Source organism: Streptococcus sp. HMSC034E03 (genome assembly GCF_001811505.1).
Lineage (GTDB): Bacteria > Bacillota > Bacilli > Lactobacillales > Streptococcaceae > Streptococcus.
In genome coordinates, this window is sequence record NZ_KV804973.1 from 591 (window position 1) to 9,766 (window position 9,176).

A 9,176-nucleotide genomic window follows, 5' to 3' on the forward strand; every position below is an offset into this window, starting at 1 on the left:
TCTTCGCTAAAAAACGTGAGGAAGAAGAGTAAGAAATTACTCAAATAAAGCAAAACTGAGAATCTCAATTCTATGAATTTGCTAGAAAAACCGTAAGAAGAAATTCTTACGGTTTTTTTGATGGATAATGATTAGGAGAAAGGGGAAATGTCAGTCTTACAGATCTTTAAAATGCTAAAAATTCAATTGAATAGCTGTTCAATGTATAGTTGATTGAAATAAGATGTGAACAAAGAGGTTAGGAAAGTCAAATTAATTTCTAAAAATGTTTTAGAATTTATATTGTACTACTCTAAGTTCAATCCACTATATATGCTATTTTTCCCATAGAAGAAAAGTTAATGTTGCCATCTTTCAAGTGTCTTGATGTAACATTGTAAACTTGTATGATGACAGAAAAAACGTTGATATCATCAACGTTTGAAACATAGGAACACCTCACAACTCTTCTTGCCTCTATTATACGACTTTACACAAAGAAAAGCCCTTGGAAACTTGACTTCCAAGGACTTTGTCTTCGTTCTAACGTTGAGAACATCAACGTTTTTTTAATATAATGGAGCCGGTGGGAGTCGAACCCACGTCCAAACACCTGCTAACATATTTGTCTACGACCATAGGTTATGTATTGTTTTAACAGCCCCTCGACACATAACTCAAGCCTAGGAACTGCGAGTCTATAAATCTCTTATCAAACTGCTAGACAAAGCCTGATCGTATCTCGCTAATAATAAGACCTGTCATCAGACACGAGCAATCCGAATCGGGTCACGCCTGCTGGTTTTTAGGCAGCTAGAGCGTAAGAAGTGTTATTTTTTGCAGTTATATTTAACTGGGCGTTTACGTCGCCACACGAGTCGCAAAATATGCCTCATAATGCCTGTCGAATCCGTAACGACCCCAAAAGACAATACAACTATTATACCTTATCTATTGGGAAAATGCAAAAACTGAGTAAAGATTAGCATTTGCTTTGTTTTTAGTGCTTGTCTGATACTCTAAGGGCTAAATATTTTTGCTACTTGTAAGAAATAATTGGGAAGGTTTATGGAGAAAGAGATGGTCTGAGCTGTAGAGTATTTGACTTGTTATTTCCGAGAAACCTTGTTGGCTGAGGCTTTCTTCAAGTTCAGAAATGATAAAACCGTGTGTCTCTCCAGCTGGTAGAGTAAAATCAGCAATAAAGAGTTGTCCGCCATGAGTCAAATGTTCCTTGAACATAGATAGACTGTCATCAAGATTAGGCATATGATGAAGAACTCGACTGACGATAATAAGGTCGAACTCTTCTTCAAGTGGTTCAAGTAATAAATCCTGTTGAATCAAGTATAGGTTTGCAAGCTTTTGACTTTCAATTTTGAGACGAGCTTGCGCAAGCATCTTGTCTGCAATATCAACCAAGGTCACTGATTTAGCTTGTTTGGCAAGAGGAAGGGCGATAAGGCCAGTTCCGCCACCAAAGTCTAGGATTGATTTGTTTGACAAATCAGGCACTTGTTTTATTAGATGCTGGTAAACAAGATCGGCCAGAAATTGATTTTTTGGAGAATCAAATGATTCTGCTCGATGATTAAAATGATGTTCCATATTTCTAGTCTAGCATAGAGTTTGTCAGTTTAACATTTCCTAGCTTATTTTCTAGTAAAGAAATAAGCAAAAAGATTTCTCTCAAAAGGCGGTGGGACAGAAATCGATAGACAAAGTCTCGATTTCGTAGTCCCAGCCCCGCGAGGATGATTAGGAGCTTTTTGGAGTCTAAAAGACGAACAAAAAGTTCAATCAGCTACCGCGTCAATGTTTGATTGTTAATAAAAAGTGAGGTCGGGATTTTTTGTCCCAACCTCTTGTTATTCTGCAGCTTGTTGCCAATGTTTTGCTAGAGTCCGTGAAAGGCTTGAAATAGCTAGGTTGAAGCTGAAGTAGATTAGAGCGATCAGGATATATAAGCTGAAAACCTGTTCCGGTTCAAAGTATCGGCCCATGAGAATTTGACTGGCACCAAAAAGCTCTTGGAGGGCGATTACAGAGTATAGAAGACTGGTATCCTTAATCACTGTTACAAATTGAGAGATGATGGCAGGGAGCATCTTGCGGATGGCTTGCGGTAGGATGATGTGATAGAGGATTTGGCGATAGGAGAAACCTTGTGCCATTCCTGCCTCGTATTGTCCTTGATCCACTGCATTAAGACCACCTCGGATAATTTCAGCAAGAGCTGCAGATGTAAAGAGAGTAAAGGCGGTGATTCCAGCTGGAGTAGACTTCATTTTAAAGACTAAAAAAATAGTGAAAATCCAGAGTAGATTAGGAACATTTCGTACAAATTCAATGTAGACACTAGCAAGGATTCGTAATAGGGTGTTTTTTCCATTACGCATGACAGCGAGGATGGTTCCAATCAGTGTTGAAAGCGTGATAGCAATCAAAGAGATATAGAGGGTTAGACCAAAACCTTTTAAAATAAAGATGAGGTTGTCTAGACTGAGAACTTCAAGAATACTTTCCATAAAAACCTCCTAAAGTGAATAAGCTTTTTTGTTAGCTTGCTCCATTTTTCGTCCAAATTGAGCAACAGGGAAGCAGAGGGCAAAGTAGAAGAAGGCGGCGCCTAAAAAGGCAGGGACATAGTTTCCGTTGAGTGCGGACCAAGATTTGGTGACAAACATAAGATCAACTCCAGAAATGATAGCTACTGTCGAAGTATTCTTAATCAGGTTGACGACTTGGTTGGTCAAGGGAGGGAGAATGATGCGAAAAGCCTGCGGTAAGATAATCAAGCGCATTTCATTTGCATAGGTGAATCCCTGAGAAAGAGCGGCTTCGAGTTGGCCTTTAGGGATAGATTGAATTCCTGACCGAATGACCTCAGCGATATATGCGCCGTGGTAGAGTCCGACACAAAGAACGGCAGTCCAGTAGATGGGAATCATGATAGTATGGTTACTAATCAGAGGCAAGCCGTAAAATACAATAACGAACTGAACTAGGAGAGGGGTGTTTTGATAAAATTCGACAAAGATACGGGACAAGATCCGTAAACTGCCATGTTTACTAGTGGATAAGGTACCAAATAGGATGCCCAATAGCATGGCTAGGGCAAAAGAACCTAGAGCGATAGCTATAGTAAAGAGAAATCCGTTAAAAAATTGACCAAAATGTTGAAAATAAGCTGTCCAAGATGATGAATCTATCATGTAGCTACCTCCTTATTCTGCTGAGTGTTTAGAAGGTTTGAGATTGTAGCGATCGTATAAGTCCTGCAAGGTCCCATCCTGACTCCATTTGACAACCAATTGATCTAGATAGTCATTCAGTTGCGTGTTCGATTTTTTGGTTACAATACCATAGTCAGAAGGTTTGAAGCTATCGTCAAGTAGTTCTGTTCTTTTGCTGGTATAGCCGGAAAGGATAGAACGGTCTACCGAGAAGGCATCAATCCGATGGGCGTGGAGGGAGGTGATTAATTCAGGATAAGATCCGAGTTCGACAAATTTAAAGGCAAGGCCTTTTTTCTTACCCAAGTCGCTAATCAGTTTTTGGGTGATGGATCCTTGTGCGACTCCAATGGTTTTTCCGTTCAAATCCTCAATATTTTTAATCTTACCTGATTTATTTACCAAAAATCCACAGGCGTCTGTATAGTAAGGGCTGGTAAAGTTGTAGAGCTTTTTCCGCTCATCTGTGATTGTGAAGGTGGCGATGTCCATATCCACTTGTTCGTTGTCTAATAGAGGACCTCGCGTTTGGGCAGTAACTGGAACATAGCGGACCTTGACCTTGAGTTGATCTGCAATCAGTTTGGCTAAATCTGTTTCAATACCTGAGAATTCTCCAGTTTTCGGATTTTTATAGCCGAAATTAGGAACGTCTTGTTTGACGCCAACAACGATTTCTCCCCTTTTTTGGATATCTGCGATACTGGTATCTGCTTGAACTGATGTCACAAATCCAAAACTTAAAAGGCTGGTAACTACTGTTGCAAGAAAGAAATTCTTTTTCATAGGCTTCTCCTTATTTGACCTTGTCACTTTCGTGGTTAATAATCTTGCTGAGAAATTGTTGGGCGCGCGGTTCACTTGGGTGATCAAAAAATGCATCCACATCTGTTGTATCGACCAGGACTTGTCCATCCGCCATAAAGATGATGCGATCAGCTACCTTGCGAGCGAAGTCCATTTCGTGTGTGACAATCATCATATTCATGCCGTCGTGGGCTAATTTTTGCATAACAGCAAGGACATCACCGATTGTTTCGGGGTCGAGAGCTGAGGTTGGTTCGTCAAAGAGGAGGAGTTCAGGTTTCATAGCTAGTCCTCTAGCGATAGCTACTCGTTGCTTTTGTCCACCTGATAAGGTGGCTGGATAGGAATCTTTCTTATCCCACATATTTACAAATTCTAAATATTTTTGCGCAGTTTTTTGAGCCTCTTTGGGATCAATACCCAGTACTTTAATAGGTGCAAGAGTTACATTTTCTAACACAGTCTTATGTGGATAAAGATTAAAATGTTGAAAAACCATACCTACTTCCTTGCGGAGAGGGACCAAATCCTTTTGGCTAGCACCTGTCACTTGGTGTCCGTTTACCAGGAGACTTCCACTATCAATTGCCTCTAGACCATTGATGGTACGGATGAGCGTGGACTTTCCGGAACCAGATGGTCCAAGTAAAACAACAACTTGGCCTTTTTTAAAACGAAGGTTGATATTCTGGAGTGCGTGGTAGTCTCCGTAATACTTTTCAACAGCTTTAAATTCTACTAAAGTCATAATCTTTCTCCTTTGTGTTAGATTTTGTAACATAGATTCTACAACAAAAGCGTTTTCCTGTCAAATGATATTACAAAGAAATTAGTAAAACTTTGATAAAAGCAAACCAGATAGAGAAAAACTGAAAATCATGTTATAATAAAACGATAGAATCGTAAGAAAGAGTGGATGATTTTTTTGATAATTCCTACTTATAATTGGCAATTTGCTCCGCAAGTTGAGGATGCGGATTTTACAAAGATAGCTAAGAAAGCTGGTTTGGGCCCTGAAGTGGCTCGTTTGTTATTTGAACGAGGCATCAAGGATGAGACTAGTCTGAAAAAATTTTTAGAACCTTCTTTGGAGGATTTGCATGATCCCTACCTTCTGAATGATATGGAAAAGGCAGTAGAACGGATTCGTCAGGCTATTGAGCAAGGGGAGTTGATTCTCATTTACGGGGACTACGATGCGGATGGGATGACTTCGGCTTCCATTGTCAAGGAGAGTTTAGAACAGTTAGGTGCTGAGTGCCTGGTCTATCTTCCTAATCGCTTTACAGATGGTTATGGTCCAAATGCCAGTGTCTACAAATATTTCATTGAACAACAGGGCGTGTCTTTGATTGTGACAGTGGACAATGGTGTGGCGGGGCATGAAGCCATTGATTTGGCTCAGTCTATGGGAGTGGACGTCATTGTGACCGACCACCATTCAATGCCCGAAGTTTTACCAGATGCCTATGCTACTATTCATCCTGAACATCCAGGGGCGGACTATCCTTTCAAGCATCTAGCAGGTTGTGGAGTTGCTTTTAAGCTAGCTTGTGCCCTTTTGGAAGAAGTGCAGGTTGAGTTGTTGGACTTGGTTGCTATCGGTACAATTGCCGATATGGTCAGCCTGACGGATGAAAATCGCATCATGGTCCAATATGGTCTTGAGGTCTTGCGCAATACCCAACGAATGGGGCTACAAGAAATGTTTGAAATCGCTGGGATTTCGAGTAGTGATGTGACAGAAGAGACGGTTGGTTTTCAGTTAGCACCTCGTTTAAATGCCCTTGGACGCTTGGATGATCCCAATCCAGCTATTGATTTGTTGACTGGATTTGACGATGAGGAAGCGCATGAAATCGCCCTTTTGATTCATCAAAAGAATGAAGAACGTAAGGAAATTGTTCAGTCGATTTACGATGAAGCTAAAGGCATGGTGGATCCTGAGAGAAGTGTTCAAGTTTTGGCGAAGGAAGGCTGGAATCCGGGAGTTCTTGGAATTGTAGCTGGGCGCTTACTTGAAGAACTGGGTCAGACAGTCATTGTCTTGAATATCGAAGATGGACGCGCCAAAGGTAGCGCTCGAAGCATTGAAGCGGTTGATATTTTTGAAGCTTTGGACCCGCATCGAGAACTATTTATAGCCTTTGGTGGTCACGCAGGCGCTGCAGGTATGACCCTTGAAGTGGATAAGTTGGAAGTCTTATCTGATCTTTTGGAAGCCTATATCCGAGAAAAAGGTGCAGATGCCCAAGGAAAAAACAATCTATTTTTAGATGAAGAACTGGATTTAGAGACCTTGAGTCTGGAGACGGTGAAAAGTTTTGAACGTCTAGCTCCTTTTGGGATGGATAACCAAAAACCTGTCTTTTATATTCGAGATTTTCAAATTGAAAATGCTCGCGTTATGGGAGCTGGTAATGCTCATCTTAAGCTGAAAATTTCCAAAGGTGAGGCCAGTTTTGAGGTGGTCGCTTTTGGTCAGGGTAAATGGGCGACTGAATTCTCACAGACTAAGCAACTGGAATTGGCAGTGACTCTCTCTGTCAACCAGTGGAATGGTCAAACAACCTTGCAGTTGATGATGGTTGACGCCCGTGTAGAAGGTGTCCAGCTCTTTAACATCCGTGGCAAGAATGCCCTATTACCAGAAGGGGTACCTGTTTTGGACTTTACGCAAGAGTTGCCTGATGTGATCTCTTGTTCAGCTATTGTCGTAAAAAATATCCCTGAGGATATATCCCTCCTTAAGAAAATCTGTCAGGAGCAAAATTTTTCTGCTATTTACTTTAAAAATGATATAGCTAAGGCATACTACTTGACGGGATATGGCACAAGAGAGCAGTTTGCAAAATTGTATAAAACCATCTATCAGTTCCCAGAGTTTGACATTCGCTATAAACTCAAGGATTTGGCAGCCTTTCTCAAGATTGAGCAAATTCTATTAGTTAAAATGATTCAGATATTTGAAGAGCTTGGCTTTGTGACCATTGAAAATGGAGTCATGAGGGTGAATAAAGAGGCTGAAAAGCGTGATATAGCTGAGAGTCAGATTTATCAAAAGCTGCAACAAACTGTTAAAGAGCAAGAAATAATGGCGCTTGGAACAGTTAAGGAAATCTATGATTTCTTAATGGAAAAAAGTGAATAGAGATAGAAAGAGTTGGCTTGCTGACTCTTTCTATTTGCTCTCAAGTGGAAGTTAGTTGAAGTAGAAAATGGAGAAAGAAGTGGAAAGGAAATTCCTAGTAGAGTATAAGTATCAACAGAAGAAAGAATTTGAAGCTAGTTTACCGATACCAAGGGAGATCTTTTTAGATTTGTTTGATTTTTTGGATCAGAAGTTAGAGTCGCTGACTTGTTATGATGCTTTTCTTTTGAAAAATTATGTTTAAAAGTATTTTGGCTAAATCTCTTGGTAAATCAAGTGGAAGTTACTTTGAGAAATTACCTTAAAAAATCAACAAACGATTTAACTTGTCAAAGCAGAGGTTTATTGTTATAATAGGTAGGATGGAGGCGTTATGGCACTTAAAAAAGCAAGTCTAGCCTGTGCGGTTTGTGGTTCTAGAAACTATTCGATTAAGATTAGTGGAAATCCAAAACCAACACGCTTAGAAGTAAATAAATTTTGTAAACACTGTGGCAAGTACACCACACACCGAGAAACGAGATAGGAGAAAACGATGCGTTTTATTAAGGATATTTTTAAACTTCTTAAAGAAACAACTTGGCCGACTCGCAAGGAAAGTTGGTTAGATTTTAAATCTATCATGGAATACACTGCTTTCTTTGTAGTGATGATTTATATTTTTGACCAATTGATTGTTAGCGGATTGATTCGTTTTATTAATATTTTTTAAAATAAGCTAAGAAAAAGATCTAGTCGCTGAAATTCTTCAGTTAGGAAAGGAAAAAACATGGATAGTTTTGATAAAGGATGGTTTGTGCTACAAACTTACTCTGGCTACGAAAATAAAGTAAAAGAAAATCTATTGCAACGTGCACAAACATACAATATGTTAGAAAATATTCTACGTGTTGAAATTCCTACACAAACAGTGCAAGTGGAAAAAAATGGAAAGAAAAAAGAAATCGAAGAAAATCGCTTTCCAGGTTATGTTCTTGTAGAAATGGTTATGACCGACGAAGCATGGTTTGTTGTACGTAACACACCAAACGTAACAGGATTCGTAGGTTCACACGGAAACAGATCAAAACCAACTCCACTTTTGGAACAAGAAATTCGCGATATTTTAGTTTCTATGGGTCAAACTGTCCAAGAATTTGATATTGATGTCGAAGTTGGTCAAACTGTTCGTATTATTGACGGTGCTTTCGCAGATTACACAGGTAAGATCACAGAAATTGATAACAATAAAGTTAAGATGATTATCTCAATGTTTGGTAATGATACAGTAGCGGAAGTAAATCTTAATCAGATTGCAGAACTTTAACCAAAAAAATTATCAATATAAAATCACAAACAAAGACAATTGTAAAAGAGACAGTTGTCTTTTTTCTCCCTCACTTGTCAGTATTCATACTTCCTGATACACCTTGGACTCAAAAAAACACAAAACAGAAACCAAAGCCCCTCTTTCCCCCTTTCTCTGCTAAACTAAAAGCAGAGAAAGGGGGAAAGCAAATGCTTGAAAAGTATTATGAGAAGGTAAAAGGTATTGTCCATAGATGCCGAAAAGATTATTATCTTCATCTATGGGAAAAAGAAGACTGGGACCAAGAAGGCATGATTTGTCTCCATGAACTTCTAGAACACCATCCAGAACTAGTGGAAGAAGAAAAGAAACTCTACGTTTACTTCAAAACAAAATTTCGGAATCGAATCCTTGATAGTGTCAGAAAACAAGAGAGTCAAAAGCGTCGCCTAGACCGGATGGCCTATGAAGAAGTAGGGGAGATTAGTCATCGCCTACCAGAAGGAGGATTGTGGTTGGATGATTACTACGCCCTCCATGAATTGTTGAATACTTATAGAAGAAAGTTACCACAAGATAAGCAAGAAGCCTATGAACGCCTCTGGGCAGACGAACGATTTAAAGGTCGCAAAGCCCTTCTCAGAGAGCTGAAGGAAACATTACAAGACTTCTAAAAAAAATTAAAAAAAGGTGTTGACAAAGTAAGAAAAGTCGG

At 39.5% G+C, this 9,176-nt stretch carries 10 protein-coding genes and 1 other RNA gene; 5 read left to right on the plus strand and 6 right to left on the minus strand.

Translation table 11 applies throughout. From position 1 onward, the window contains the following. Positions 1-554 precede the first annotated feature (554 nt). The 6 genes from ssrA to HMPREF2805_RS03440 all read right to left on the minus strand — a co-directional run bounded on the left by ssrA (position 555) and on the right by HMPREF2805_RS03440 (position 4,770). Positions 555-902: a transfer-messenger RNA gene (gene ssrA / locus HMPREF2805_RS03415) on the minus strand. 103 nt (positions 903-1,005) lie between these two features. Beyond that, a complete protein-coding gene (locus HMPREF2805_RS03420; protein WP_075231399.1) occupies positions 1,006-1,587 on the minus strand; it encodes a class I SAM-dependent DNA methyltransferase in 582 nt (193 codons plus the stop codon). 260 nt (positions 1,588-1,847) lie between these two features. Then, positions 1,848-2,507 carry an amino acid ABC transporter permease gene (locus tag HMPREF2805_RS03425; protein WP_075231400.1) on the minus strand — a complete coding sequence of 220 codons (660 nt, stop codon included), beginning with the start codon at positions 2,505-2,507 and terminating at the stop codon, positions 1,848-1,850. A gap of 9 nt (positions 2,508-2,516) precedes the next feature. Further along, a complete protein-coding gene (locus tag HMPREF2805_RS03430) occupies positions 2,517-3,194 on the minus strand; it encodes an amino acid ABC transporter permease (protein ID WP_075231401.1) in 678 nt (225 codons plus the stop codon). Between the two features lie 12 nt (positions 3,195-3,206). Further along, on the minus strand, positions 3,207-4,001 hold the full coding sequence (locus HMPREF2805_RS03435) for a transporter substrate-binding domain-containing protein (protein ID WP_075231402.1): 795 nt from the start codon (positions 3,999-4,001) through the stop codon (positions 3,207-3,209). Positions 4,002-4,011: 10 nt separating this feature from the next. Beyond that, positions 4,012-4,770, minus strand: coding sequence for an amino acid ABC transporter ATP-binding protein (locus tag HMPREF2805_RS03440; RefSeq protein ID WP_075231403.1), 759 nt, complete (start codon positions 4,768-4,770; stop codon positions 4,012-4,014). A 177-nt stretch (positions 4,771-4,947) separates the two neighbouring features. Here HMPREF2805_RS03440 and recJ point away from each other — a divergent pair, with 177 nt between their 5' ends. The 5 genes from recJ (at position 4,948) to HMPREF2805_RS03460 (ending at position 9,135) form a co-directional block, all read left to right on the plus strand. Then, complete coding sequence (gene recJ, locus HMPREF2805_RS03445; RefSeq protein WP_075231405.1) at positions 4,948-7,173, plus strand: single-stranded-DNA-specific exonuclease RecJ; 2,226 nt, start codon at positions 4,948-4,950, stop codon at positions 7,171-7,173. Positions 7,174-7,546: 373 nt separating this feature from the next. Next, positions 7,547-7,699: a 50S ribosomal protein L33 gene (rpmG, locus tag HMPREF2805_RS10565; RefSeq protein WP_001809375.1), complete on the plus strand. Its 153-nt coding sequence runs from the start codon at positions 7,547-7,549 to the stop codon at positions 7,697-7,699. A gap of 9 nt (positions 7,700-7,708) precedes the next feature. After that, complete coding sequence (secE, locus tag HMPREF2805_RS03450; protein WP_001211016.1) at positions 7,709-7,885, plus strand: preprotein translocase subunit SecE; 177 nt, start codon at positions 7,709-7,711, stop codon at positions 7,883-7,885. Positions 7,886-7,942: 57 nt separating this feature from the next. Next, on the plus strand, positions 7,943-8,479 hold the full coding sequence (gene nusG / locus HMPREF2805_RS03455; RefSeq protein WP_045763385.1) for a transcription termination/antitermination protein NusG: 537 nt from the start codon (positions 7,943-7,945) through the stop codon (positions 8,477-8,479). 191 nt (positions 8,480-8,670) lie between these two features. Continuing rightward, positions 8,671-9,135: a sigma-70 RNA polymerase sigma factor region 4 domain-containing protein gene (locus HMPREF2805_RS03460; RefSeq protein ID WP_075231404.1), complete on the plus strand. Its 465-nt coding sequence runs from the start codon at positions 8,671-8,673 to the stop codon at positions 9,133-9,135. Positions 9,136-9,176 lie beyond the last annotated feature (41 nt).